Below are 24,100 nucleotides of genomic sequence, written 5' to 3'. Positions count from 1 at the left end.
GGGCCCGTTCCCGGCGACTGGCCCGAACGCGTGCCAGACTGGGTGGATGAGGCGCTGGATCACCTTCGCGGTCGGGGTTGTGCTCCTGCTCGTCGGCGCCGTCTGGGTGCTGCAGGGCATCGGCGTCATCACCGGCAGCTTCATGACCGGCCAGAAGCTGTGGTTCCTGATCGGGCTCGTCGCGTTCCTGCTCGGCGTGGTCCTGATCGCGGCGAACCTGACGAAGCGGCGCAAACCTACTTCGTGAAGATCTCGAAGACCGGGTAGCCGGGCGCGATCTCGCGCAGCTTCTCGTCCGACGCCTTGGCGTCGACCCCGTCGAAGAACACGCCGACCTCGAACTTCCAGCGCTTGAGGTAGGGGCGCAGGATGCCGGGCTTCTCGTCGTCGCCCAGCTCGCGGAAGGTGAACTCCTCGACGCGGCGCCCGACGCTCAGCGTGCCCTGGCCGGCCGAGCGCAGGTTGCGCACCCACTGCGTCTCGCCGCGCGGGGCGACCAGGTAGCGCACGCCGTCGACGGTCAGCAGGTTGACCGGGACCGACCGCGGCTCGCCGCTCTTGCGGCCGACGACGGTCAGCACCCGGCTGCCCCAGACGCTGAAGCCCATCCGGGTCAGCTTCGCGACGGCCTCGTTGAAGACGTTGGTGGCCTTCTTCGGCTCGATGTAGCGGGCGGCAGTCATGGTGTCCTCCGAAGTTTGGGAGAGCAGTGCTCTCGGTTAAGAGCAGTGAACACGGGTCGCGACACGTTGTCAAGAGCAGTGCTCTCGATTTGGTGCGCCGCTCTCCGCCATGGCACACTGAGCCTCATGACCGCGACCCGCACCGCGCGCGAACGCGCCCGCGCCGAGCTGACCCAGGAGATCAAGGACGAGGCCCGCCGCCAGCTCGCCGAGGTCGGCGCGCACGGGCTTTCGCTGCGCGCGGTGGCGCGGGAGCTGGGCATGGTGTCGTCCGCGCTCTACCGCTACTTCCCCAGCCGCGACCGGCTGCTGACCGACCTGATCGTCGACGCCTACAACGCGATCGGCGAGGCCGCGGAGCAGGCCGACCCGGGCGAGGGCGAACCACGCGACCGGTGGCTGGCGATCTGGCGGGCGACGCGCGAGTGGGCCCGCGCGCACCCGCACGAATACGCGCTGATCTACGGCTCGCCGATCCCCGGCTACCAGGCGCCGCAGGACACCGTCGCGCCGGCGTCCCGGGTCGCGTTCGCCCTGGTCAAGGTGCTCACGCACACCGAACTTCGCGACGTCCACGGCGACGTCCCACCCCGGCTGCGCGCCCAGGCCGAGGCCCTCACGAAGGTCCTCGGGATCGTCTCCGGGCCGGAAACCGTGGCCCGGCTGATCATGGCCTGGACCCAGCTGTTCGGAGCGATCAACTTCGACCTGTTCGGCCAGTACGTCGGCAGTGTCGACCCGGCCGACGAGTTCTTCGCGCACACGGCGCTGCGGATGGCGGAGTTCGTCGGGCTCTAACGCAGCCAGGTCCGCAGCAGCAGCTCGACGGCGTCGGCGATCACCGTGTCACTGGTGCCGTCCGGGCTGAGGTACCGCTGCCGGAGCAGGCCGTCCTCCAGCGCGTGGATGATCAGCGCCAGGAACGCCGGATCCGCCGGCGGCTCGATCCCGCGCTCGGCGAACGTCGCGCGCACGCCCGTCTCGATCAGCTCCCGCGCGGCGCGCTCGTTCTCCCCGGCCGACGGCCGCGCGGCCGGGTTGCGCAGCGCGTACAGCGTCAGCTCGGTGCGCAGCGCGAACCACTCGGGCAGGTGCTCGGCGCGCTCGGCGTGCCACTCCTTCAGCCGCGCCAGGACATCACCCTGCAGCGCCGCGACTTCGACGGCTTCCTGCTCACGGCGTCGCGCCAGCAGGGCCACGACCAGGTCGTGCTTGCCGTCGAAGTTGCCGTAGAACGCCCCGCGCGTGTACCCGGCGCGTTCGGCGATCTGCTCGACCGAGGCGCCGTTGACCCCGCGCTCGGCGAACAGCTCGGCGGCGGCCGTGAGCAACCGGTCCTTCGTCCGTTCGCGGCTTTCCGCCCGCGTCAGGCGCTTCCCCGTCACGGCCGAGACGGTACCGTCGCCCGGTGAGCATCGGCGGGAAGGCGGGCACGACGTGACGGGGTGGGCCGGGAAGGTCGGCAGGATCCGGGTGATCGGGACCGGGGTGATGGGCCGCGGGATCGCTCAGCTGGCCGCGACGGCGGGGGTGACCGTAGAGCTGGCCGACGTCCGGCGCGAAGCCGTCACCGAAGCGATCGAGTTCATCGGCGGCATGGCCGACAAGCTGGCCGGCAAGGGCAAGCTCGACGACCCGCAGGCGGTCAAGGACCGGCTGGTCGCGGTGGACGCGCCGGACGCGCCCGCCGACGGCGTCGACCTCGTCGTCGAGGCCGTCCGCGAGGACATCGCGACGAAGCGGGCCCTGTTCGCCGGCCTCGAGCGCGTCTGTCCACAGGAGACGATCTTCGCGACGAACACCAGCTCCCTGTCGGTCACCGAGATCGCCGCCGAGCTGGCCGACCCGGGCCGGCTCCTCGGGCTGCACTTCTTCAACCCCGTGCCGCTGATGCGCCTGGTCGAAGTCGTCCCGGGCACGCGCACGTACGACTGGCTGCCCGGCGAAGCACTGGAGCTGGTCAAGAGCTGGGGCCACGAGCCGGTGCTGGCGAAGGACGCGCCGGGCTTCCTGGTCAACCACGCCGGCCGCGGCCTGAACACCGAGGCGCTGCAGATCCTCGCCGAGGCGCTCGCCGAACCTGCCGACGTCGACCGGGTCGCCCGCGATGTCCTCGGGCTGAAGCTCGGGCCGTTCGAGCTGCTCGACCTGACCGGGCTCGACGTGTCGCACGCCGTGCTGGAAAGCATCTGGAGCGGCTTCCACGGCGAACCGCGGCTGCGGCCGTCGTGGCTGACCCGGCCGCGCGTCGCCGCCGGGCTGTTCGGGCGCAAGAACGGCGAAGGGTTCTACTCGTACGCCGACGGGAAGCAGCAGGTCGCCGACGAGCCCGCGGCGCCGCCGAAGCCGACGAGCCCGGTGTTCACCGCCGACGAGCACCTCGCGCGGGTGCTGTCCTCGGCGGGGGTGCACGTGGTGTCCGACGCCTACCCGGACGCGGTCCTGCTCGTCCCGCTCTACGGCGAGTCCACTGTGGACGCCGCGACCCGCGCGGGACTGCCGCCCGCCCGCGTCGCCGGCGTCGACCCGCTCGGCGGTTACGAACGCCGGCTCACGATGTCCGTGCACGCCGGGCTCGACCCGGCGGCGGGCCGCGCCGCGTGGGGCGCGCTGGCCGCGACCGGACGCCCGGTGACCGTCGTCCGCGACGGGCCGGCCCCGGTCGCGCAGCGGCTGCTCGCGTCGATCGTCAACACGGCGTGCTTCATCGCGGGCCAGCAGCTGGCCACCCCCGCCGACGTCGACACCGCCGTCCGCCTCGGCCTCGGGTACCCGCGCGGGCCGCTGGCCTGGGGTGACCTCGTCGGCGGCGACGTCGTGCTGCGCATCCTGCGCGGCCTGCTGGCCACCACCGGCGACCCGCGGTACCGGCCGAGCCCGTGGCTCACCGAGCGCGTCGCCCTCGGCCTGCCGCTGACGGCGCCGGGCACGACCCCGGCCGACCTGCGCTCCTGAAACGCGAAGCGGGCCGCCTCCGGAAACCCGGAGACGGCCCGCTTCTGCTCACTCAGACGTCACCAGGGACGGTCGACTGCCCCGCCCGCGACGGTGTAGGTGATGTAACCGCCCTGGAAGTCGCTGCGGTACACCCCTCCCGTGACGTACTCGTCCGTCGTCGGGTAACGCAGGTAGGACCGCTCCCACCCGAGCGCCGCCCAGCGCTTGCGGATCTCGCCCTTCACGGCGTGCGCACCCGTGGCCACCGTGTAGTAGATCGAGTGGCCGAGGCTGAAGTGGTTGTACCGGCCGACGCCGTCGGGGGTCGTGCCCTCGTCGGTCGTCGGGTAGCCGAGCCCGCGCTCGTACCCGTACTCCGCCCACTTCTTCCGGATCTCACCGAAGATCGCGTGCGCGCCCGTCGCGGCCGTGAAGTAGATCGACCCGACGTTGCCGCCCTTGACGAAGTGGTTGTACCGGCCGACCCCGTCCGGCGTGCCGGACTCGTCGGTCGTCGGGTAACCGAGCCCGCGCTCGTAGTCCAGCGCCGCCCACTTCTTCCGGATCTCACCGTAGATCGAGTGCGCACCCGTCGCCGCGGTGTAGTAGATCGACCCGATGTTCCCGTTGTTGTTGAAGTGGCTGTACTGCGCGACACCGTCCGGAGTGGACGCGGTGTCCGAGGTCGGGACACCGAGCGCGTTGCTGCCGCCGAGGGCGACGTACTTGTCCAGCACCGGACCGGTCACGTACTTCACGCCACCCAGGGCGCTCCAGTACAGCCGGCCGTTCGCGTAGGCGCGGTAGTGGACCGGACCGTCGGTGACCTCGGCCGCCGTCGGCGCCCCGAGCTTCGCCCGCAACGCGGCGTCGCCGTCGTAGCGCTGGTCGATCGGCGTGGCGTAGTTCGCCGTCAGCGTCATGTCACCCGTGCCGACGGTGACGATCCACGTGGTGTCCGTGGGACCGCCCTGCCAGCCGGTGAACTTCGAGACGCCGTCGATGCCCAGCGGTGCGGCCTCGACGTCGAACTTGGCACCCTCGGTGACCAGCGCCGAGCTGACCCCGCCCTCGACCGGGATGCTCAGCGCCGCGGGCTGCGTGCTGAGCAGGGTGAGCCGGTGCTGGCGCGGCATCGCCGTGTACGTCTTGGTCGTGACCACACCCGCGCTGTCGGTCACCGTCGCGATGAACTCCATGCGGGAGTCCGGGTGGTCGGTGAACGGCTGCGCGAAGCTCGCCCCGGTGCCGCCGACACCCGGGTGCGAGTGACAGGTCGCTTCGCTCGGGCAGTGCCGGACCGCGGTGGTCCAGGTGACCGGCAGCGTGCCGTCCTCGGCGTCCGTGGCGGTGGCGCTCAGCGAGACCTGCTGGTTGACCGCGAAGGTCGCGGTGTCCCCGGGCGTGGTCAGCGTGAGCTCCGGCGTGTGGTTGCCGGGCGCGACCTGGATGTCGGTCGTGCCGGTGGCGCCCAGCGGGTCCCGAACCGTGAGCTTCGCGGTGAACGACTCGGTGCCCGCCGCGTAGGTGTGGTTCACCTTCGGGCCGGCGTCGACGGCGGTGGCGCCGTCACCGAAGTCCCAGTCGTACTTCAGCGGGTCGTTGTCGTAGTCGACCGAGCCGGAGCCGTCGAACGACACCGTGCGGGCGTCCGGATCGGTGGTCGTCGTCGCCTTCGCCACCGGCGCGGTGTTGTTCGCCGAGTAGGTCAGCCGCCGCAGGTTCCCGGTCAGGATGTCGGCGTAGACGATGTCGCCGTTCGGCGCCGCCGCGAACTTGGTCGGGCCGCCGATGCCGGTGAAGGCCGGCGGGTTCTCCGGAGCCTGCGTGAGCTGGCCCTGGTCGTCGTATCGCAGAGTCCAGATCTTGTTGCGCACGTAGTCGCCGAAGAAGTACGACCCGCGGTAGGCGGCCGGGTAGCTCGATCCGTTGTAGACGATGCCGCCGGTGACGCTGTTGGCCTGCATCGGGCCTTCACCGTGGAGGAACTCCACGAGCGGCGGCTGGTTCGGCACGCCGGCACAACCCGCGAGGCCGCTGTAACCCGGCGTCGGGTGGTTGCCTTCCCAGCACGGCCAGCCCTGGTTGGCGCCGCGCTGGACGACGTCGACCTCTTCCCAGGTGTTCCAGCCGACGTCACCGGCGACCGGCAGGCCGAGGTTCTGGTCGATGCTGAACCGGAACGGGTTGCGGAACCCGCGCGCGAACACCTTGCTCGCGGTGGACGAGGGGTTCGCCGTGTCGTAGTAAGGGTTTCCCGGCACCCCCTTGCCGTCGGCCGCGAGGTGGAAGATCTTGCCGTACGGCTGGTTGACGTCCTGTGCCCGCAGCGAACCCGGGTCGACCTGCGTGAAGTCCCCGTTGTCGCCGACGGACGTCCAGATCGTGCCGTCCGCGGCGGCGACGATCCCGTTGATGCCGTGGACGTCGTGGAACCCGGGCACCTCGAACAGCGACTGCTCGCCGGTCAGCCCGGTCGGCGCGCCCGCCGCGTCGACGGTCACCGTGAACCGCGACAACCGCATGACGAAGCCGTTGCTGCCGTTGATCGACCGCGTCAGGTAGATGGAGTGCGAAGTCGCGTAGTCCGGCGCGACGGCCAGGCCCACCAGACCGAGGTCACCCGCGACCCGGGTCGACGGCAGGGCCGCGATCGTCCGGGGCGTCCCGGTGGCCGGGACCCACTGGACGCGGCCGTCCTTCGCCGTGGCGAGAACGGACTGGTCCGGCAGGTACGCGAAATCGGTGAGCTGAAGCTGTCCCAGCCCGGTGCTGGTGTCCCGCAGGACGAATCCCTGCGGGAGTGTTGTTGCCGCCGTCGCCACCCCAGTGGACACGACGGGCAGCAACGCCCCTGCGAGCACGGCCGCCACGAGGGCGTGACGGAGTGCCCGAAGTTTTGCCAAGGCCATTTGGCCCCCCTTCCCAAGCGATCACTTATCGCCTGAACAGGGGGGCCAGTTGCACTCGACAGAGTGAAGTTATCTGACTGTGACCTACTGTGCGTGGTTGTTACGGCACAACCTGCACCACGTCACCGACGTGCAAAGTGTTGAAGAACTTCAGGGACGCGCTCGCAGACAGGTGGATGCAGCCGTGCGAGTAGACCGAGAGGCTGCCGGTGTGGAAGGCGTCGCCCGGGTAGAAGAAGACCGAGTTCGGCATCTTCGCGTTGTCGAACTCCTTGGAGAGGTGCATCTTCTCCTTGGAGAGCACGTGGAACGTGCCGGTCGGCGTCGCGTAGCCCTTGCGGCCCGGCAGCATCGGCACCGGCCCGTAGACGACCTTGCCGCCCTGCAGGATCCACGCCTTGTGCGCGGAGAGGTCGACACAGGCCGCGGTGCCGGAAGCGGCCGCCGCGGCGGCGCACGGAACCCCGGAGTCGTTCGCCGCGGGCTGCGGCTTCGGCTTGGGCTTCGGCTTGGCCGTGGTGGTCGGCGCGGCCTTCGACGTGGTCGGGGTGGGGGTCGGTGTCGGTGTCGCGCTCGACGTCGTCGTCGGGGCGGCGGTGGTGCTCGAGGTGGCCGGCGTCCCCCCACCGGTCCCCGCGGCCGCGACGGCCCCACCACCGGCGTTCGCCCCGCCCGCGGCGCCACCGCCGGAGCAGGCGGCCAGCACGAATGCGGTGGCCAGCGCGGCCGCTCCCGCCAGAAGCCTTTTCACGATCCGGTACCCCCAGCTACTCGATCATCGCCTTTGGACACCCGTAAAGACGGTGGTCACCCGGTGAAGGTTCGTCGGCGAAGGTCACGATTGGGTAGATGCCGGGTCTCTCGTCTTGCGGATGCCCGGGACTCAGCCGGTGACGCGCCCCAGCATCCGCGCGTACATCCGGCCCGGGCTCGGCACCGACGGCGGCACCAGGAACCCCGGCAGCGGCGGCAGCGCGCCGACAAAAGCGCCGAGCCGCTCGTACAGCGCCGCCGCGCCGGGCGGCCGCGCTTCAGGGTCCTTCTCGAGCATCTCCGCGAGCAGCGCGTTGAGCTGCTTCGGAATCCCCGGCACCGGCGCCGGCAGCTCCTTGACCTGCCGCTCGAACACCGCGTACGCCGTGGGCCCGTCGAAGAGCCGCCGCCCGGTGAGCATCTCGTGCAGCACGCACCCCAGCGCGTACAGGTCGCTGCGCGGTTCGGCGCCGCCGCGCTGGATCTGCTCGGGCGCCATGTACGACGGTGTCCCCAGCAGCTGCCCGGCCCGCGTGAACTGCGCGGCGTCGGCTTCGCGCAGCACCGCCAGCCCGAAGTCCATCACCTTCACCCCGCCGTCGGGCCCGAGCATCAGGTTGGACGGCTTGAGGTCGCGGTGACAGACGGCGAGCGCGTGGGCGGCGGTCAGCACCGCGCACGCCTGCGCCGCGATCGCCGCGGCCCACGGCACCGGCAGCGGCCCGTGCTCGGCGAGCAGATCCGCCACCGTCACGCCCTCGACGAACTGCATGACCTGGAACAACCGGTCATCGTGCGTGCCGTAGTCGTACAACGTCGGGACGCCGGGGTGGTCGAGCGTCGCCAGGATCCGCGCCTCGCGGGCGAAGCGGGCTTCGAGCTCCTCGTCCCGGCCCGGCAGCCTGAGCAGCTTGATCGCCACGCGCCGGCCCAGCCGGCGGTCGTGCCCGCCGTGCACCGCGCCCATCCCGCCGCGGCCGAGCGGCAGCTCGTCGAGCTCGTAGCGGTCGGCGATCAGCATCCGTTCCCCTAATGGCCCGGCTTGAGCCGTCCTTCGACAAGTCCAGCGAAGCCTAGCCGGACCAGCTCACGGCCGGTTTCCGCCGTCTCGCGCAGGACGGCGTCGAATTCCGCGAGCCGCCGGAAGACCAGTCCGTATTCCCGCTGGACGGCGATCGGGCACCGCGGAATCCGCACCCGCCTGCCGTCGATCCGGGTCGACGCGGACGCGGCGGGCAGGTCGGCCGCACGCAGGCAGCCGGCCAGGAAACCCGCGTCCAGCCGGTCCGGGTCGACGCGGTACACGGTGAGCCCGGCGCCGACCGGCTCCGGTGGTCCACTGTGGACGTACGCGACGCCGGTCACCGACGCGACGACGTCACCCTCCTCGGCCACCGGAGGCTCGGCGTCCGCGCGAGCCGCGTGCTTCACCTCGACGATCCCCGCCTTGACCAGCTCACCGATCGTCGTGAACGCGGGTTCGGTGTCCGCCGTCTTGAGCACCGGCAGCTGGGGCGCCAGCTCGGCAAAATGGTGTTGCACGGCTTGGAAAGCCTGCCCGAGGTCCTCGTCGCGGGCGCGGCGCCGGGCCGGCGTGAGGTCGACGTCGTCGTCGAGCAGGTCGATGATCCGGACGCCGGATTCGGGGCGGGCCAGGAACTCCTGCCAGCTGGTATCCACTGTGGACAGATCATCGCCCGCTTCGCCGAGCAGCACGGTCGACGGCGGCCGTTCGCCGGGCACCGGCCGCCGCAGCAGCCAGAGGTCCGGGCCCGCCGCGGTCAGCGTGACGACCGCGCGGACCGCGCCCGCGCGCAGCAGGTTGCCGCGGATGCGCTTGCCGCTGCGCCGCCCGGCGGCCGCGCCCGGCATCAGGATTACCACGGTGCCGCCGGGTTCGACGTGGGCCAGGCAGTGCTGCACCCAGGCGAGCTCGGGCTCGCCCCGCGGCGGCAGGCCGTACTCCCAGCGCTCGTCGCCGACGAGCTCGTCGTGCCCCCAGGCCCGTTCGTTGAACGGCGGATCGCACAGCACGGCTTCGGCGACGCGGCCGGTGAAAGCGTCTTCACGCAGCGCGTCGACCGCGTAGACCTCGGCCTCGATGCCGCGCAGCCGCAGCCGAAGTGCCGCGATCGACGCCGTCATGGGGTCACTGTCCTGGCCCAGCACGGTTTTGGCGCCGCTCGCCAGCGCGAGCGCGCCGAAGCCGCACGCGGGGTCGAGGATCGCCGAGACCGGCCCGGCGAGCCGGACCATCAGCTCGGCGACCGGCTCCGGCGTGGTCGACAGCCGCCGTGAGTGGGCCTCGAAGTACCGGTGGCACAACAGTTCGAACGCTTCGACCGGCCCGGTCTGGTGGGTCATCTCGCTGAGCAGGGTGAGCAGCTCGGGGTCGTCGAGCTTGCTGTCGAAAGTGTCGAAAATCCCGGCCTGGAAAGCGAAGAAGACCCCGGCGCGGCTCACGCGCGCGGCGAGGTCGAGGTCGTCACCGAGGGCGCGCAGGCGCTGCCAGGCGCGTTCGCCCGCGGTCAGCTCGAACTTCTTGCCGCGCGCGCGGAACCAGCCGGCGACGTCGGACAGGCCGAACAGCGGGCTCGACGCCGTGCCGCCGACGGGCTGCGGGAAGTCCGGGTAACGACGTCGCCAGTTGCTCACCGCGGCCCGGCCGACCCCGGCGAGCCGCGCGATGTCGGCCGCGCTGACCGTGGCGTCGTCGTCCATGGCGAGGACTCTATCGGAGGATGCTCCATTCAGCCGTCATGGTTGTGAACTCAGTCAACCAATGCTTTCATGGGGGCATGACACACGATCGGTACGTCCTGCGGTACGCCGCGGGGTCGGACGTCGGCCGGCGTCGCCGGGTCAACGAGGACTCGCTGTACGCGAGTTCCCGCCTGCTCGCGGTGGCCGACGGCATCGGCGGTCAGCCGCACGGCGAGGTGGCCAGCGCGACCGCGGTGGACGTGCTGCGTGAGCTGGAGGTCGACCTGCGCCGGATCGATCTCACGAGTGTCGACCTGGCCGCGACGATGGCCGGCGTGGTCAAGTCGATCGACCAGCGGCTGACCGAGGTGGCGTCCCAGGAGCCGACAACCGAAGGCATGGGCACAACACTGACGGCCCTGTTGTTCGACGGCATCGAGTTCGCGGCGGCCCACATCGGCGACTCCCGCGGTTACGTGCTGCACGAGGGTGGCCTGCGCCGCCTGACCCGCGACCACACGCTCGTCCAGGCACTGGTGGAGGACGGCCGCGTGGCGGCGGAAGACGCGGAGTCCCACCCACGGCGGTCGCTGCTGATGAAAGCGTTGCAAACGGCGGGATCCGGCGACCCCGACATCTGGACGTTCAAGCCGACCGAAGGCGACCGGGTACTGCTGTGTTCGGACGGCTTGAGCGGCCCGGTCAGCGAGGCCACCCTGCGCGACGTCCTGGCATCGATCCCGGAGCCGGCGGACACGATCCCGGAGCTGATCCGCCTGGCCAACGAGGCCGGCGGCCCGGACAACATCACGTGCGTGGTCGCCGACGTCACGCGCTGACCCACCTTCAGACCACGAGATGACCATCCGGTATCGTCTCCTGCGGAGGATTGGCCGAGCGGCCTAAGGCGCACGCTTGGAAAGCGTGTTGGGTTCACGCCCTCGCAGGTTCGAATCCTGTATCCTCCGCCGTTTGATCAGGCAAAACGCCGGGCCGCGCGCCCGGCGTTTTGTCGTTTCGGTGCCGGAATTCGGTGGCCCGCCCCGAATCCTCGCCCCTACCGTCCCAGGCGTGACCTACGAACACCCCCTCGCCTACCTCCTCGGCATCGAAGGCCTGGCCCTGCTACGCGGGTTCACCGGCGAGTTCGACCGCGAGTTCGTCGAGGCCCGGCTCACCGAGGTCCGCCGGCTGCTGGACGACGCGTCACTGACCGAAGCCGTCACCAGTGAGCGGCTCGACTCCGTGCCCGGCTACGAGATCTGGGCCCCCTCCTACGACAACCCCGGCAACGCCGCCTTCACGCTCGACGAGCCACTGCTCGAAAAGATCCTCGACGACCTCCCGCCCGGCGACGCCCTCGACGCCGCCTGTGGCACCGGCCGGTACGCGCGGATCCTCGCCGGGCGGGGTCATCGCGTCATCGGTGTCGACAGTTCGCCCGCGATGCTCGCGAAGGCGGCAGGTGGCGACTTCCGGCTCGGTGACCTGACCGAACTACCCGTCGACGACGCCGCCGTGGATCTGGTCGTCTGCGGACTCGCCCTGACGCACGTCGCCGACCTGGGACCAGTGCTCGCCGAGTTCGCACGGGTGCTGCGGCCCGGCGGGACCGTCGTCATCTGTGACGTCCACCCCGAATCCGTCGCCCGCGGTTCCATCCCGGCGCTGCGCGGACCCGGCGGCCGGCCCGGGCGGATCGTCTCGCACCGGCACCTCGTCGGCGACTACCTGCGGGCCGCGCTGGCGGCCGGGCTGACCGTCGTGCGCTGCGAGGAACCGGGCCTGCCACCCCAGGATCCCGCGCCCGCCACGACCGAGCCCGGGCCGTGGGAGCTCTGGCCGTGGAGCCTCGCCGCGCTGGTGCCCGACGCGGCGCGGGCGGCCGCCAAGGGCGTGCCGGCGATGCTCGTCTGGGAGTTTCGGCGGCCCGAAATGTGAAATCGCTTCGATTGTGGCGTTTTCCGCGCGTTGACGGGGAGTTACGAGCAGGGCCGAGCGAAGCCGGTTGCTCCGGTCGCGTTACTCTCACCCGCAACCGAGCCCGCCCCGTCAAGAGAGGCCAGCAGTGGCACGAAAACCGCTCTGACCTGGGGTAGCGCTGGCCAGCGACTTCAGTGTGCGGTACTGGTGTCGGGACGACCCCCGCACAGACCGTGATCGGCCCGGCCCCGGACGTCCCACGTCCGGGGCCTTGCTGATTCCGGACCCGCGATCACTCGGCATCATCAGATGATCACGCTGTGTCGTTGGATCTGTTTCAATGGAATCCGTCCCCCGTAAGACACCAGATATCCGAGGAGTAGAGGCCCGATGGCCGGAGTCGAAGAGATCCGCGCTGGCATCGCGCTCGCCAACGAAAAGGCGTCCGCAGGCATCGCCGCCCTTCAGCAAGCAGCGCAGTCTCTCGAAGAAGCCCAGCAGTCGCTCGCCCAGGCGACGCAGGGCAGCAGCCAGCACGAAGTGAGCCAGGCCCACGGCCTGCTCGCCCAGGCCCTGCACGACATAAGCGGTATGCAGAGCACCATCCAGGCCAGCATCTCCTCCGCCGACTCGTATTCGGCCAGGCTCTGACCGGATGACGCTAGCCGAACTCCACCAGCTGCTCACCGCCGTCGTGGACGGGCTCGCGAACGCGCGGGCCCACTCCGAGCGGGCCACAAGCCTGCTCGGAGAGGCCCGGCAAGCTCTCGTGGACGCCCAGGCCAAGGCCGATCCCTGGCTACCGACGCAGTACGCGCAGGCCGGCGAGGGGCTGGACCAGCTCCTCGGCCGCCTGAGCACCGCCGAGGACCTGGTGAGCGGATACCGGTCGCGCCTGTAATCCTTTTTCCGGGGGACGACTTTTCTTGGGGACGCCGATGGCCAGCAAGTCAGCCGAGCAACGCAACCGCGTCGAAACCGCACTCGACCGCGTCCGCCATCAGATCGGGCTGGTGCTGGGCGCGGCGGCCGGCGCCCGACAGGCCGCTGAGGCCGATCTCGCCAAACTCCAGCTGGAGCGGGACATCGTCCGCGTCGGCATGAACCACGCCAGCACCGAACAGCAGAACGAGTGGGCCCGCCACCCGGCCGCGCACGAGGTGTTCGGCGCGCTCGGCAGTGTCCGCAGCGCGTTCTACACCGACTGGAGCCAGGGTCCGGTGACCCTGCGCGAGCTGGTCGCCCAGAACGCGCCGGGCCCGGCGGGCCTGCCGCCGGGTGACTGGCTCGGCCGGGTCGGGCACAACCCCGGCCTGACCTCGCCCGGCCTGTGGCGCGTCGGGTCCGCGACCGCCGCGGGCGGGGACGCCACCCGCACGTTCGACGTCGCGGTGCCGCTGCTCGACGAGTCGCACCTGGCGATCACGTCGGCGCCGAAGACGCGGCCCACGATCGATGGCATCGTCCAGAACCTGCTGATCCGCGTGCTCTCGACGTTCGAACCCGGTGCCGTGCGGGTGCACCTGTGGGACGTCGGGCAGCTGACCGCGATCCTGCCGGACCTGTACCCGCTGAGCACCACCAGCGCGCTCTCGCTGTACGACCCCGGCCGGCTCGAGGACCTCCTCGACGAGCTGGCCGGGCACATCCGCCGCATCCACGCGACCGGCATGGCCGCCGGGTTCACGTCGCTGCGCGAAATCCGCAAGTCGACCCAGCAGCGGGGCGAGCCGTACCGCGTCGTCGTGTTGTACGGCAACGGCGAAACCCTCGAACCCGAACGCGCCCGCGACCTCAAGCGCGTCGCGAGCGGCGCGCTGGCCGCCGGGATCTGCCTGGTCATGGTCGACGTCCCGACGGCGGTGAGCGCGCCGGTCGAGACGCTGAGCCTGGTCGACGACCGGCACGCGATCAGCAGCATGACCGGCACCGACCTGATGGTCGACCTCGATCCGCCGATGCCGTCCGGGCAGGTGATCCGCGCCGTCGACAAGATCGCGAAGGCGCTGATCGCGAAGCAGGGCGGGCCGCGCTCGTTCGACGACCTGCTGCCGACCGAGCTGGGCCGGGAAAACTCGGCGCGCGAACTCCGTGCCCCGGTCGGGTTCTTCGAGGGCGAGCCGGTCGAGGTCGTGATCGGCGACGCGAGCCCGCACGCCCTCATCGGCGGACCGTCCGGTTCGGGCAAGACGAACTTCCTGTACGCGCTGCTCGGCAGTCTCGCGGCGCGCTACGACCCGAACGAGCTGGCGCTCTACCTGCTGGACTTCAAGGAAGGCGTCTCGTTCGCCGGTCTCGCGCCGGGCCGGAAGGACGCGAGCTGGCTGCCGCACGCGCGGCTGGTCGGCGTCAACGTCAACACCGACCGCGAGTTCGGCCTGGCGCTGCTGCGCTTCCTGGCCGACGAGCTGCGACGGCGTTCGGCGGCGGCGAAGGAGCACGAAGTCACGAACCTCGCCGACCTGCGCGAAGCCGACCCGGGCGGGCACTGGCCGCGGATCGTCGCGGTGATCGACGAGTTCCAGTACCTGTTCGCCGGCCGTGACCAGGTGACGGCGACGGCGACGCAGCTGCTCGAAGACATCGCGCGGCGCGGGCGGTCGCAGGGCATCCACATGGTGCTGGCCAGCCAGGACGTCGCCGGCATCGAGGCGTTCTGGGGCAAGCCGGCGGTGTTCGAGCAGTGCACGCTGCGGATCGCGATGCCGAAGGCGCGGCGCGTGCTGGCCGAGACGAACAACGCCGCGGTGGCGGCGCCGAAGTGGCACGGCGTGATCAACCACGACTCCGGCATCGCGCACGGCAACCAGCTCGCCCACATCCCGGACGCGAGCAGCAAGAACGTGTTCGTCCGGCTGCAGCACCGGCTGTGGGAGGAGTACGCGGGCCGGTTCCCGCGACCCCGCCTGTTCGACGGCGCGCATTCGCCGATCCTGGAACAGTTCCCGGCGTACCTCGACCTCAAGCCGAGCTCGCGGCCGCGGGCGCTGCTGGGCCAGTCGATCGACGTCACCGAGGCGGCGTGCGGCGTCGACCTCTCCTGGGCGCCGGGCCGCAACATCGCAGTGCTGGGGTCGGCCACCGCGGAAGCGTTGTCCATTTTGGACTCGGCGGCGCGGTCGCTGTCCCGTCAGTACGAGCCGGGCGAGGTCGAGTTCGTCCTGGGCTGCGCGATCGAGGCGTGCGCGCCCGCGGCGTTGGAGCTGGCCGACCGGCTGCGCTCAGACGGCCACGCGGCGTCCCTGGTGGAGGACCTGACCGGGGTGCTGGAGTCGCTGGCCGGTTCGATGTCGGGCGGGGCGAAAATCCTGCTGCTGTACGGCGTCGACGCGGCGCTGCCGGTGTTGGAGGCCAAGGCCGTCGGGCAGCTGAAGAGCGGGCTCGACCACCTGCGGACGGTGCTGAAACAGGGGCCGGGCCACGGCATCCACACGATCGGCTGGTGGCGCAGCATCGCGAGGTTGAAGGACACGCTGGGGTTTGCCGGCACCGACGACATCGGCACGTGGGCGGCGCTCGACGTCCAGGGCAACGAGCTGGCCCCGTTCGCGGCGGGCCAGGTCGTGCACTGGTCACCACGGCCCGGCCGCGCGTTGTTCTTCGACCGGACGACGCACGGCGCACCCGAAGTGATCATCCCGTTCCAGCGTCCGGAGAACGCGTCATGACCGACGACGGCGCCACCGCGGCCATGCGGTACAAGGAGATCATCGCCCTGTCCCGGGGCTCGGCGGAGAACCTGCGTGAGTGGGAGCTCCGGCGGGCCGAGGAGCTGGAGGGCGAACTGGAGGAGGCCCAGACCGCCATCGAGGCGGCAACGGACCGCGAAGCCAGGGCGGCCGAGCGCGCAACGCGCTGGTGGAAGATGGCGCTGCACAACATCCAGGGCTTGATGTGGCTGCATCCGGGCGACGAGCCCCGCCCGGTCCCGACGGCGCGGGCGGCGTATCTGGAGCGGTATCTGGAGGAGGTCAAGCCGAGTTACCAGGAGCTGGTGCAGGCCGTGCTGGCGCTGGGCTGGCGGGCCAAGCGGGCGGCGGGGAAGCGGGGAGAGCAGCCGCCGGACTAGACGTCGAAGACGGTGTCGTAGGGCTCTTCTTCGTCGGCCGGGGTTTGCCTGCGTTGCGTATGTCTGGCCGGTTGCGGTTGTGCTTGCTGGGCGGGCGCTCGCTCACCGGCGGCCACAGCTTCCCGCACGGCGGCGGTGATGATCCGGCTGAGCGTGACGGCGTCCTGCCGCATGGCTTCGGGCGCGAGCCGCACTTCGCTGACAACACCCCCGGGCCCGGCCAGCACGGTGACGGACCGATCCGGCGAGACGACGGTGGTATGCGCACTCCTGGCGATACTCGCGAGGAGGCGCTGGTTATCGGCTTTGCGGTCTTCGATCTGTCTTAGCTGCCAGCGCATTTCTTCGATCAGCTGTGGGTTGTTCATGGCCTCCCCTGGTGTCGCAGGAATTCGTAGCGCGAAGCCGCCCCGTTCGGGGCCATGGCGTAACCGCGGGCCTGGGCGGTGCTCAGCACATCTGGAGCGGGCAGGCCGCATTCGGCGTAGGGCACGTATACCAGCGGGCGGCCGTCCAACTGCTGCGCGAGACGCTGAATGCGCGCTTTCTTCTGCCTGCTCTTCACGAAGAGGTACACACCGACGGCGGTAAGGACGATCGCGGCCAAGACAGCGAGTGTCCCGAAGTACTCCGCGTCGCTGCCGTTGAACTTGGAGCCCGCGAGGTCCATGTCCTCGAACTCGTGAAACACATTCAAATCGCCCACGGCCCCGGCCTCCCCGCCTGGTGCGGCGCGTACACGAACTCGTAGTATTTGCCCACCTTGTGCTCGATCAGGCCGTAGCCTCGGCTGTACCCCACACGACGAAGGTCCTCCTGCGCCAAGCCGGTTTCGTCGAACCGGACGTAGAGCTGGCGACGCCCGTCGAGCCGGGCGGCAAGGAGCGCCATCTGGTGTTCTCGCGGCTTCCTGGACTTCCTGAACCGTGTGACGTTCACCGTGACACTGACGACCACGATCGTGCCGAAGACGAGGATGCCGAGCACGTAGGCGGCCGGCGAAGCCGGGGAGTCCGCTGCCGCGGCAGCCATGAAGACCGTCATCCGGCTGCCTGCTCGCTGCGCAGGCACGCGGCCTTGGTCTGGGTGTGCCCGTCGCGCTGCGGGTTGTTCATGACGTCCCCTGATGCCGCATGAATTGGTAGGCCCGGTCGCCTTTCTGAACGGTGTATCCCCGGCTGTGGGCGACGACCATGCCGGTGAACGCCGTCTGGGGCGCCCCGAGCGCGAATTCGTAGCGCAGAGCCGCCGGGTTCGGTGTTAATGCGTAACCACGCGCCTGGGCCATGCTCAGCAGATCAGGCACATTTATCGCACTTTCGGCGTACGGAAGGACGGCGAACGGACGGCCGTCGAGCAACTGCGCGACGGGCGCGATCCCCGCCAAGAGCACACCGACGATCACCATCATCTCGGTGAAGCTCCCGTGGAACTGCGAGCTGGCGATGGTCACGGCGACCACGGCCCTGGCCGTGCGGTCATCCGCCCACCGTCCCGCTTCGCAGGCTCCAAGCCACCTTCGCCGTCGCTTCGGCGACGGCCGGCCAGGCGTCCTCGGACTCGGCGACCACGGAGAGGATCACCACGGACCGGCCGTCCGGGAGCGGGATCTGGTACTCGGCCTTGATCTGGGTCCGGACGTCCCGCTCGGGCAGGCGGAACTCACCCCCGCTGATCGCCACGATCGCCGGCCCGATGGGCAGGCGCACCGGCTGGACCACGGCGTACTTGTGCCGGCTCCGGTACTGGTCGGCCATGGCCGCCACGACGGCGTCCCGGTTGCCAGGTGCGGTCTCGGGCCACTGCACCACGCCCAGCGTGAGGGTCGCGACGTCGCCCTTGCGCCGGCCGACCGCGAACTTGCCGAACACCCGGATACCGTTCGCCTGCATGGTCGGGACCAGGGCCATCAGGTAGCTGCCGAACTCCTCGACGGACGTTCCGGCGCCGGTCGCCAGGCTCTCGGCGATGGTCCAGGCGTGGCCGCGGTTCATCTTGTCGTCGGCGCCCACCGGCATGCCCGCGAACCCGGGTGGGAGGTCGATTTCCAGAGGCATCAGTTCCACACCTCGTCTTCCGCGCGCTTACGACGCCGCTCCGGCGCGTTGTCGGCCTGCATACCCGCCTCGGTCGCGTTGTCCAGCGCCACCGCCGCCCACGGAGCGGGCCCGGCGATGAGCGCCGAGCCTGCGACCGCCCATTGGCCGACGTCCTTCGGAACCCAGTAGCTCCTGAAATCTCCCCACGGACCTTCGAAGCTCTTGCCGGTGGCTCCCGCGATGGTCTCGCCGGCGAGCTGCTCCGCCACCGGACCGTAGGTCCCGAGTTTGAGCGCCCACGTCGGCACGCCGGGCACCATGCCCGCCAGCGACGTGACCGCTCCGACCGCGTCGAAGGTCAGCGTCTCGGGCGCGACGTCCGCCCCCGCCGCCTTGGCGAGGGCATGCCCGCCCAGCGCGCCCAAGCCCACGCCGGTGGCGACCGCGCCGACGGCCTCGCCGACCGGATCGGGGAGCCAGTCACTCAGCAGTCCGAGGCCGTTGCCGATATCGCCCATCACGTCCGAGAGCTTCGAAATCAGCTCCGCGTGGTCCTGGACGAAGTCCCACGCCTGGTCCGCCCCATCAACGAGGGTGTCCGCCAGGTCACCCAGGACACCACCCATGGCGTCGCCCAGTTTGTCGAGCAACCCCGGCTCGTCCGGCGCCAGCTCCTTCGCCTTCCGCAACGCCTCCGCCACCCGACCGGCCGCGTCCGCGTGCTCCTGCTGCAGTTGTTTCGCTGCGTCCTGGATGTTTTGGCACCCGTCGATCGCCGACTGGAGTTGCCGGCCTGCGTTGTCCAGGAGCTTCTGGGCGATCTGCAGTGACTGCTGATCCGGGAACGTCCGGTTCGCCAGCGCCAGGTCCGGGTTCGCCCGCGCCGCCTCCGCTGCCTTGGCCGCCGCCTCTGCTCGGGCCTCCAGGTCTGCCGCGCGTTTCTGCAGGTTGCCGAGGTCCTGGGACCACCTTTCGAGCGCGTCCGCGGCCTCGCCCATCGACCGGGCCGCGCCCTCGAGGTACTGCGGGAGCGGGCCGACGCGCCGGGCGAACGCCTCGCTCGCCTCGCCCTGCCAGATGCCCTGCTTCCGGACGATCTGCCGGACCGCGTCGTCGGCCTCGGTCAGGTCCTTGCTCACCGCGCGGTACTTGGCCGCCAGGTCGGTGACGCCGTCGAGGTCGCCCGGCGCCGGGTCGAAGCCCAGGGCCGGGAAGGCTTGCGTGCTCATCCGTCGAGTCCGTCCAGGATGCCGGTGATGCCGCCCGTCGCGCCGCCGCCCACCATGCCGCCGTCACCCACCGGGGCGTCGCCGGACGGCTGCCCGACCCGGGGTTGGTTCCCAGGCTCGTCACCCAGCACCGCGGACCCGAACTTCGTCAGCTGACCGCCGAACTCCGCCTCGATCCGCTCGTACTTCTCCTTGGCCGCCTTCAGCCGCTCAGTGATGTCCCCCGCCGCTTCACCCAGGCGCCCGATGCCGAACCGCCAGGCCTCCTCGAACTCGACACCCGCCTTGCCCAGGTCCGCCGTCCCCAGCGACCCGAACGCCCCACCGCCGCCGAGCTTCTTGTTCGCGTCGGCCATTCGACCCGCCGCCGTGTCTAGGTCGTTGATGAGCTTGCCCAGCTCCTCGACCTTCACCGCATACCCGTCCACGCCACCCTCCCCTGTGGTCCTGTCCACCGTAAGACGGCCGTCAACGCCTCGTGGTTTCCTCGTCACCCAAAGGAGCTAACACGCAAAAGGCCGCCACCGGGCGAACCCGGTGGCGGCCTCGAAATCCGCGGACTAGTGCCCGAGGATCTGCTCCAGGTAGTCGAGCAGATCGTTGAGCGCGTCCAGGATCGTGTTGCCGGTGCTCGGCCGGAACCGGATCACCTGCGGGTCGTGGTCACTGGCCTGGTCGGCGAACTCCGCGTTGATGTGGACGACGTCGTAGTCCACTCCGCGCGGCGCCTTCGACGCCAGGATGTGGTCCAGGACCTGCGACTGGCCCTCGAAAACGTAGCTGTACCGCTCGGCTTCCGGCACCGACGCGATCAGGTCCTTCAGCACGCCACCGGCGGTGAGCGTCTGGACCGCGGGCGAGAACGGGTAGTCGTTCAGGTCACCCGCCACGACGATGTTCGCGTTGCGGTCGGCCGACAGCAACGAGTCGACGAACCCGCGCAGCACCGTGGCCTGCTTCGCCCGCTGCACCTCCGAACTGCGCACCGGCGGCTGGTTGCGGCCGTGCGTCGGCTGGTCGCCACCCTTGGAGTTGAAGTGGTTGGCGATGACGAACACCGTGCGGCCCTTGAAGACGAACTCGCCGGCCAGCGGCTTGCGGCTGGCTTCCCAGGCCTCGTTGGCCGGGTCGACACGACCGGGCGACGCCGTCAGGTGCGCCTTGCCGTGATCACGGACGACACCCACCGGCGAGGTCGACGAGCCACCCGGACGATCCACAAAGGACACTCGCGCCGGGTTGAACAGGAACGCCACACGGATGTTGCCGCCCGGCTGGCCGCCGTCCTGGTCGTTCACCGGGTCGATCGAGCGCCACTGGTAGCGCGGCCCGCCCTTGGCGACGATCGCGTCGGCGAACTTCTGCAGCGTCTGGTCCGCCGCCACGGTGCCGTCGTCGGTCGCGCCCGTGTTGTCCTGGATCTCCTCCAGGTTCACGATGTCCGGCGTCGCCAGGTGCGTCACGATCGCCTCGCCGAGCCGGTCGTACTTCGCCTGCGGGTCGCTCGGCGCCAGGTTCTCGACGTTGTACGTCGCGACGGCGAGCTCGCCGGAACGCTGCTTGCGCGTCGTCTCGGCCTGCAGCCCGTTGTCCTTTTCGGTCCCGAGCACACTGGCGAACAGCGTGTATCCACCGAAGTTGCTGTACTCGACCGGGCCGGACGTGGTGCCGGTCAGCAGGTCGCCGACGTTGAGCTTCGGGAACGGCCGCTGCTCGAACGGGATCAGCGACGACACCTTCATCACGCCGCTATTCAGCTGGTCGTACCCCAGGTAGACACTGCCGCCGCGGACCGACTTGTGCTGGTCCGGCTTGGACGTCACGTACAGCTCGTTGAACGAGTTCGACGGGCCGACGACGCGAGCGTCGCTGATCGAAACGATCTCGCTCTCGTGCGCCTCCCAGAAGTCCAGCGCGTACTTCGCCGGCTCCAACGGGAGCGCCTCGATGTTCCCACCGGGCGCGGGCGCGTAGGAGACCGGCACCGTGTCGGGGTTCAACACCGTCGGCGCGGGCAGGGCGTTTCCGTGCGAGCCGACCGTCCACTGTGCACTGCTCAGCTCGGTGAGCGACTGGTAGTTCGACATCGCCGGCGCGTCCGGGTAGAACTCGCGGACGGTGCCGGTCGCGGTCACCGCGTCGCCGACCGCCACGGCCGGGCTGGTCGAGCCGGTGAACACGAAGAGGCCCTCGCTGGTGCGCGGGTCGTTGTCCGGGTTCGGGTCGGTGAGCCAGAAGCCGCGCACCGAGCCGAACGTCCGGGTCGCGGTGACGACGCCGGTGACGTCGCTGACCTTCTTGTCCTTGAAGGGCGAAAGGCGCGTGGTGCCCTGGATTTCGTGGATCTTCGCCGGCGTGCCCGGCTCGCCCGGGTTCCCGCCGCCGGTCGTCTCGCCCTTGGTGTTCGTCGGGGACGGGTCGCCCGTGGTGAAGTCGGCGGCGTTGTCGTCGGTGTCGGCGAGCGCGGTCCCGCGCGCGACGGAGGTCGAGTTGGACGGCGCGGCGGTCGGGCTGCCCTCGCGCACGGTCGCCGTGCCGAAGCCGACCAGGTCCTTGATCCGCGGGTCGGCGGCGCAGTCCGCGGCGGTCTTGCAGGTCAGCGCCGTGGTGCCGGAGACGAGGGCGATCGTGCCCGCGGTCGCCGACATCGCGATCGTGCCGGTCGCGTCCGGTGCAGGCAGCGCGACGGTGCCCCCGGAACCCTTGCCCTCGGCGACGAGGTAACGCCCGCCCGGCGCGACGCTGCCGGCCAGCTGCGTCACCTGCCAGGTGCTGGACGCGCTCGGCGCGCCCGGCAGGTACTGGACGCTGAAGCCGTCGACGCTCGTGGCGGCGGTACCGTGGTTCGCGAGCTCGACGAAGTCGTTGGTCAACGTGGCGCCGGAGTTGCCGCCACCGCCGTAGACCTCGGCGATGACCGCGTCGGCGCTGGGTGCCGCGAAGGCGGCCGGCGCGGCCACTCCGCCGAGCACCAGGCCCGACGCGACGGCCACCGTCAGCGCGGTCTTGGATCTGTGGGTCTTGGTCACCCTGAGTCCCCTTTGTGCTTGAACAGTCGTGGCATAGTCCCCCGAACAGATGAGGAGGAGGAAGACAAAGATGCAACGATTCGTAACAACTACTTTCGTCGTCACTCGATCGGCAGAAGCTTCGTGATCACGCTGGTACTCGGCGGAGACGTCAACGTCCAGGGCCGCGTGAAGCCCGCGGAAGCGTTCGCCCGCCTGGAACCCCTGCTCGAAGGCGCTGACTTCCGGTTCGTGAACCTCGAAGGCCCGGCCGACGCCGCGCTCGCCGAAGCGCTGACGTCCGCCCGCATCAACGTCGTCTCCTGCGCCAACAACTTCACCCACCTGCCGAGCCTCGCGGTCCTCGACCGCGCGGGGATCGCGCACTGCGGAGCGGGCGCGAAAGCCGACATCGCGCACGCACCCGCCGTGGTGGAGCAATCCGGGGAGAAGGTCGCATTCCTCGCGTACACCTCACTCCGCTCGCCCGGCCAGGTCGCGCAACCGGACTTCCCGGGCGTCGCGCAAGCGTTTGCGACCACCGCTTACCAGCCCGACCCCCGCGTGGCGGAGGTCCCGGGCCGGCCGCCACTCGTCCGCACCACGCCGCTGCCCGAGCACCTCGACCGGCTCGTCGCGGACGTCAAGCAGGCCAAGGCCGGCAACAACCACGTCGTCGTCTCGATGCACTGGGGCCTGCCGGGGCCCGACCTGGCCGAGTACCAGGTCACCTACGGGCGCGCCGCGATCGACGCCGGCGCCGACCTGGTGGCCGGGCACGGGCCGCACACGATCCAGGCCGTCGAGGTGTACCGCGGCCGCCCGATCCTCTACAGCCTCGGCAACCTCGTCTTCGACTGGCCGGCGATGCGCGGGCGGCACCTCGACGGGCTGCTGGCCGGCTGCATGTTCGGCGACGAACCACGGCTCGAGCTCATCCCGGTGCGGCGCGGCGCCGACAACGAGTGCGAACCGCTCGCCGGGGACGAAGCGGCCAAGGTGTTGCGGCACGTCGCGGACCTCTCCGCGCTGCGCTCCACATCGGTCACTGTCCGGGACGGAATCGCTTCGGTGGCCGGGTTGGGTGTTGGTGCGTAACGGATCGCGCGCGAACTGTGACGACTCGCGCTGCGCGTGTCACCCATCCGGCGCATCTGCCTTAAATGCTCCCTAAGGACCGGAACAACCCGCGTGAAGCGGCGGTACGGTCTGCGTGAGCCGCCGGAAAAGTGGCACAGACCACTCCCCGACAGCTCAACCGGCACAATCACGTGGGGGAGGGAGAACCATCATGTGGGGGCTGATTGTTCTCAGCTGCGTGTTCGTGCTGGTGCTGGGGATAGCCGCGGTCGTGGACCTTCGGGACCACGACCGCGGCGAGCACCGGGCCTAGCGGACCGCCGCCCTTCCCTTGTAGCGGCCGAGGAGCGTGCGCGCGCCGGCCAGTGCCACCCGCCCGGCGCCCTTCGCGCTCGCCGCCAGGACCGTCGTCCAGTCGAAGTAGTCGCGCCAGAGCACGATCCGGCCGCCTTCGACCTCAAAAGTGCCGCACACCCAGAACTCCGCTTCCCACGCGCCGCGGCGCAGGACGTCGGTGCGTTCGGTGAGGACGATATTGCCGTCCGCCGCGATGTGGTGGGTGCGCGCTTCGAACCCGGAGCCGAACCGGGCCATGAGACGTAGCTGTTTCTCGACCGCGGCGACGCCGCGAGCGGGCGGCAACGGCACGTTCTGGTACACGATGTCACTCGCCGCGAACGTCAGCGCGCGGTCGATGTCGAGGTCTTCGAGGGCCTTGAGGAAACCGGTCACCACTGCCTGGGGTTCATCGGTCATGCCCCCAG

General features: G+C 70.5%; 25 protein-coding genes and 1 tRNA gene. 11 read left to right on the top strand and 15 right to left on the bottom strand.

Annotation, left to right across the window (positions count from 1 at the left end; genetic code table 11):
- Positions 1-46 precede the first annotated feature (46 nt).
- A complete protein-coding gene (locus tag ACZ63E_RS03210) occupies positions 47-247 on the top strand; it encodes a hypothetical protein (protein WP_465313085.1) in 201 nt (66 codons plus the stop codon).
- Here ACZ63E_RS03210 and ACZ63E_RS03205 read toward each other — a convergent pair.
- On the bottom strand, positions 237-683 hold the full coding sequence (locus ACZ63E_RS03205) for a nitroreductase family deazaflavin-dependent oxidoreductase (RefSeq protein ID WP_465333903.1): 447 nt from the start codon (positions 681-683) through the stop codon (positions 237-239). The two genes, ACZ63E_RS03210 and ACZ63E_RS03205, sit on opposite strands and share 11 nt — an antisense overlap.
- Positions 684-809: 126 nt before the next feature.
- Between ACZ63E_RS03205 and ACZ63E_RS03200 the strand changes: the two genes are divergently transcribed.
- A complete protein-coding gene (locus ACZ63E_RS03200) occupies positions 810-1,481 on the top strand; it encodes a TetR/AcrR family transcriptional regulator (protein WP_465333901.1) in 672 nt (223 codons plus the stop codon).
- On the opposite strand, the gene ACZ63E_RS03195 is transcribed toward ACZ63E_RS03200, so the two are convergent.
- Positions 1,478-2,068 (bottom strand): TetR/AcrR family transcriptional regulator, encoded by a 591-nt coding sequence (locus ACZ63E_RS03195; RefSeq protein ID WP_465333899.1) that lies wholly within the window; start codon positions 2,066-2,068, stop codon positions 1,478-1,480. The genes ACZ63E_RS03200 and ACZ63E_RS03195 overlap by 4 nt on opposite strands.
- A 52-nt stretch (positions 2,069-2,120) precedes the next feature.
- Between ACZ63E_RS03195 and ACZ63E_RS03190 the strand changes: the two genes are divergently transcribed.
- Positions 2,121-3,638, top strand: coding sequence for a 3-hydroxyacyl-CoA dehydrogenase (locus ACZ63E_RS03190; RefSeq protein WP_465333897.1), 1,518 nt, complete (start codon positions 2,121-2,123; stop codon positions 3,636-3,638).
- A gap of 59 nt (positions 3,639-3,697) precedes the next feature.
- On the opposite strand, the gene ACZ63E_RS03185 is transcribed toward ACZ63E_RS03190, so the two are convergent.
- The 4 genes from ACZ63E_RS03185 to ACZ63E_RS03170 all read right to left on the bottom strand — a co-directional run bounded on the left by ACZ63E_RS03185 (position 3,698) and on the right by ACZ63E_RS03170 (position 10,006).
- Entirely contained in the window at positions 3,698-6,532 is a 2,835-nt protein-coding gene (locus ACZ63E_RS03185; protein WP_465333895.1) for a PQQ-dependent sugar dehydrogenase, read from the bottom strand.
- Between the two features lie 100 nt (positions 6,533-6,632).
- Positions 6,633-7,283: a L,D-transpeptidase gene (locus ACZ63E_RS03180; protein WP_465333893.1), complete on the bottom strand. Its 651-nt coding sequence runs from the start codon at positions 7,281-7,283 to the stop codon at positions 6,633-6,635.
- A gap of 132 nt (positions 7,284-7,415) precedes the next feature.
- The gene (locus tag ACZ63E_RS03175) at positions 7,416-8,306 is read right to left on the bottom strand and encodes a serine/threonine-protein kinase (RefSeq protein ID WP_465333891.1); all 891 of its coding nucleotides are present in this window, start codon (positions 8,304-8,306) and stop codon (positions 7,416-7,418) included.
- A gap of 8 nt (positions 8,307-8,314) precedes the next feature.
- Complete coding sequence (locus tag ACZ63E_RS03170; protein WP_465333889.1) at positions 8,315-10,006, bottom strand: HsdM family class I SAM-dependent methyltransferase; 1,692 nt, start codon at positions 10,004-10,006, stop codon at positions 8,315-8,317.
- A gap of 77 nt (positions 10,007-10,083) precedes the next feature.
- Between ACZ63E_RS03170 and ACZ63E_RS03165 the strand changes: the two genes are divergently transcribed.
- The 7 genes from ACZ63E_RS03165 to ACZ63E_RS03135 all read left to right on the top strand — a co-directional run bounded on the left by ACZ63E_RS03165 (position 10,084) and on the right by ACZ63E_RS03135 (position 15,980).
- Positions 10,084-10,827, top strand: coding sequence for a PP2C family protein-serine/threonine phosphatase (locus ACZ63E_RS03165; RefSeq protein WP_465333887.1), 744 nt, complete (start codon positions 10,084-10,086; stop codon positions 10,825-10,827).
- 44 nt (positions 10,828-10,871) lie between these two features.
- Positions 10,872-10,956: transfer RNA gene (locus ACZ63E_RS03160), tRNA-Ser, on the top strand.
- Between the two features lie 103 nt (positions 10,957-11,059).
- Entirely contained in the window at positions 11,060-11,929 is an 870-nt protein-coding gene (locus ACZ63E_RS03155; protein ID WP_465333886.1) for a class I SAM-dependent methyltransferase, read from the top strand.
- Positions 11,930-12,301: 372 nt separating this feature from the next.
- On the top strand, positions 12,302-12,562 hold the full coding sequence (locus ACZ63E_RS03150) for a hypothetical protein (protein ID WP_285457569.1): 261 nt from the start codon (positions 12,302-12,304) through the stop codon (positions 12,560-12,562).
- Between the two features lie 4 nt (positions 12,563-12,566).
- The gene (locus tag ACZ63E_RS03145) at positions 12,567-12,812 is read left to right on the top strand and encodes a hypothetical protein (protein WP_465313074.1); all 246 of its coding nucleotides are present in this window, start codon (positions 12,567-12,569) and stop codon (positions 12,810-12,812) included.
- Between the two features lie 37 nt (positions 12,813-12,849).
- Positions 12,850-15,579, top strand: a complete 2,730-nt coding sequence (locus ACZ63E_RS03140) for an FtsK/SpoIIIE domain-containing protein (protein ID WP_465333884.1) — start codon at positions 12,850-12,852, stop codon at positions 15,577-15,579.
- A complete protein-coding gene (locus tag ACZ63E_RS03135; RefSeq protein ID WP_465333883.1) occupies positions 15,576-15,980 on the top strand; it encodes a hypothetical protein in 405 nt (134 codons plus the stop codon). Before ACZ63E_RS03140 ends, ACZ63E_RS03135 begins: the two co-directional genes overlap by 4 nt.
- On the opposite strand, the gene ACZ63E_RS03130 is transcribed toward ACZ63E_RS03135, so the two are convergent.
- From ACZ63E_RS03130 to ACZ63E_RS03095, 8 genes are all read right to left on the bottom strand, one after another.
- Positions 15,977-16,348 (bottom strand): YbaB/EbfC family nucleoid-associated protein, encoded by a 372-nt coding sequence (locus ACZ63E_RS03130; protein ID WP_465333882.1) that lies wholly within the window; start codon positions 16,346-16,348, stop codon positions 15,977-15,979. The genes ACZ63E_RS03135 and ACZ63E_RS03130 overlap by 4 nt on opposite strands.
- Positions 16,345-16,686: a hypothetical protein gene (locus ACZ63E_RS03125; RefSeq protein ID WP_465333880.1), complete on the bottom strand. Its 342-nt coding sequence runs from the start codon at positions 16,684-16,686 to the stop codon at positions 16,345-16,347. The genes ACZ63E_RS03130 and ACZ63E_RS03125 overlap by 4 nt, the downstream gene beginning before the upstream one ends.
- Complete coding sequence (locus ACZ63E_RS03120; RefSeq protein WP_465333878.1) at positions 16,674-17,024, bottom strand: hypothetical protein; 351 nt, start codon at positions 17,022-17,024, stop codon at positions 16,674-16,676. The genes ACZ63E_RS03125 and ACZ63E_RS03120 overlap by 13 nt, the downstream gene beginning before the upstream one ends.
- 67 nt (positions 17,025-17,091) lie before the next feature.
- Positions 17,092-17,433, bottom strand: coding sequence for a hypothetical protein (locus ACZ63E_RS03115; protein ID WP_465333877.1), 342 nt, complete (start codon positions 17,431-17,433; stop codon positions 17,092-17,094).
- Positions 17,434-17,458: 25 nt separating this feature from the next.
- Positions 17,459-18,037, bottom strand: a complete 579-nt coding sequence (locus ACZ63E_RS03110; RefSeq protein WP_465333875.1) for a hypothetical protein — start codon at positions 18,035-18,037, stop codon at positions 17,459-17,461.
- The gene (locus ACZ63E_RS03105; RefSeq protein WP_465333873.1) at positions 18,037-19,248 is read right to left on the bottom strand and encodes a putative T7SS-secreted protein; all 1,212 of its coding nucleotides are present in this window, start codon (positions 19,246-19,248) and stop codon (positions 18,037-18,039) included. Before ACZ63E_RS03105 ends, ACZ63E_RS03110 begins: the two co-directional genes overlap by 1 nt.
- Entirely contained in the window at positions 19,245-19,676 is a 432-nt protein-coding gene (locus ACZ63E_RS03100) for a hypothetical protein (RefSeq protein ID WP_465333871.1), read from the bottom strand. Before ACZ63E_RS03100 ends, ACZ63E_RS03105 begins: the two co-directional genes overlap by 4 nt.
- Positions 19,677-19,808: 132 nt before the next feature.
- A complete protein-coding gene (locus ACZ63E_RS03095) occupies positions 19,809-22,277 on the bottom strand; it encodes an endonuclease/exonuclease/phosphatase family protein (RefSeq protein ID WP_465333870.1) in 2,469 nt (822 codons plus the stop codon).
- Between the two features lie 123 nt (positions 22,278-22,400).
- Between ACZ63E_RS03095 and ACZ63E_RS03090 the strand changes: the two genes are divergently transcribed.
- A complete protein-coding gene (locus ACZ63E_RS03090; RefSeq protein WP_465333869.1) occupies positions 22,401-23,354 on the top strand; it encodes a CapA family protein in 954 nt (317 codons plus the stop codon).
- Between the two features lie 291 nt (positions 23,355-23,645).
- Here the strand turns inward: ACZ63E_RS03090 and ACZ63E_RS03085 are convergent, their stop codons facing one another.
- Positions 23,646-24,092 carry a limonene-1,2-epoxide hydrolase family protein gene (locus ACZ63E_RS03085; protein ID WP_465333868.1) on the bottom strand — a complete coding sequence of 149 codons (447 nt, stop codon included), beginning with the start codon at positions 24,090-24,092 and terminating at the stop codon, positions 23,646-23,648.
- Positions 24,093-24,100 lie beyond the last annotated feature (8 nt).

Source organism: Amycolatopsis sp. NPDC104819 (genome assembly GCF_055583145.1).
This window is presented reverse-complemented; position numbering and strand designations above follow the sequence as displayed.